1 protein-coding gene is annotated in these 1,372 nt (G+C 39.9%); it reads right to left on the bottom strand.

Translation table 11 applies throughout. From position 1 onward, the window contains the following. Positions 1-147: 147 nt before the first annotated feature. The gene (locus F9Y84_RS21785; protein WP_147391501.1) at positions 148-1,026 is read right to left on the bottom strand and encodes a hypothetical protein; all 879 of its coding nucleotides are present in this window, start codon (positions 1,024-1,026) and stop codon (positions 148-150) included. Positions 1,027-1,372 lie beyond the last annotated feature (346 nt).

Genomic DNA, 1,372 nt, shown 5'->3' with positions numbered 1-1,372 from the left:
GTTAGTATGTAACATGAGAGTTACTCCTTAGTTGTTTTGAACAAAGATTCGACACCTTTATCAAAACGGGTAACTCTCAATTTTTCAAATCGAAATGTCAGATCTTGTCTGAACTAATTCAAATAAGTTTTATCTGATAGTATTTGTTTATGCGTTAATAAACACTTCTGCTAACTTATCTAGCCGATCCGCTCTTAGACAATCGACAACCTCTGCCTCTACATCAGAAACTATTCCGCTGTGTTTAAGCTCAGTGAAGGCATCAATGTATGATTCCTCGTGTTCATACCAAGCACAGCGCTCACCGAAAGATGAAGTGAACTGATAGGTGATTAAATAAAATTCGCGAGATTCTTGCCATACTTCAGTTGATTCGGTTGCCTTACGACCCTTGGCTTGCTTAACAAACAAGCGGAAGATTTCAGGGTTAAGATGATAAAAACCGAAGCATACGTCGAGGCACTCGGTGAACTCCTCTTCTGAAAACGTGCTAATGTCAATCTCAGGACGTTGTAGTAAACGGAACAGATAATCAGCTGTATATGGTATGGGATCTAGATAACCCACGATATCACACACTAATTTGAAAAATACAGTGATAGACATTCTCCCAGCTTGATGCAATTGCTTGAAACCAGGCTCAACTGTACTTTCGAAAAACTCAACATCAAACTCCATTCGGTTTGCGGTCATTTCAGTTGAGTAATAGTCATAAAATGGGAAGCCAATTCCAAGCGCAATACTATTGCGACAAGCCATTTCAATATAACCTGGCTGATGGTGATCCACCAATTCTCCCATGCAAACATCAAGCTTGATATCAGTGAGCACATCTCCCATTATTTCAGCATATTTTTCAATTTCTTTTATCTCTAGCGCTGCGGTTACATCAAGATAACTATCAAATAATTCTTCACTAAGCGCAGCCACTGTTTTGGTATCTCCCGCTTCCAATGCGTTTTTCAATACAGTTAGATTCCCTGAGGTATAATCATTATACCAATTGCCAAAATAGTGTTGAGTCATGATGCGGTTTCCTTGTTGGTTGTGTGTACTACAAACTGGCTTTGATGGCGCAAAGGGTGAGACAGGATGTAAGGTAAACGAACACAAGCAATAGCGACGCGTAACGTGCGAACAATCGGGGTAAAATACATCCTTGTTTGAACTTTACTATTATTTCTAGCCAGTCACATAACTGGCGGCGAGCTTATCTTATTCAAAGATATTTGACCACAACATGAGGCGCGAATTCAACTCCGAAGTGCACCACTCGCTAAATTAAGCTGCTTTACGTACTTTGCGTAATTTATTGAATACAACAGCAGGCTGTTTATACCCTAAACACTTTCTCGGTCTGGCATTTAATGCC

Origin of the sequence: Pseudoalteromonas peptidolytica (genome assembly GCF_012641745.1) — a bacterium.
Classification (GTDB): domain Bacteria; phylum Pseudomonadota; class Gammaproteobacteria; order Enterobacterales; family Alteromonadaceae; genus Pseudoalteromonas; species Pseudoalteromonas peptidolytica.
The sequence above is the reverse complement of the archived record's forward strand: the minus strand, read 5'-3'. Positions and strand labels throughout refer to the sequence as shown.

Bases quoted from the DNA above. Each gene is read 5' to 3' on its own strand.
- F9Y84_RS21785 (WP_147391501.1), bottom strand. From the start codon at position 1,026: ATGACTCAACACTATTTTGGCAATTGGTATAATGATTATACCTCAGGG.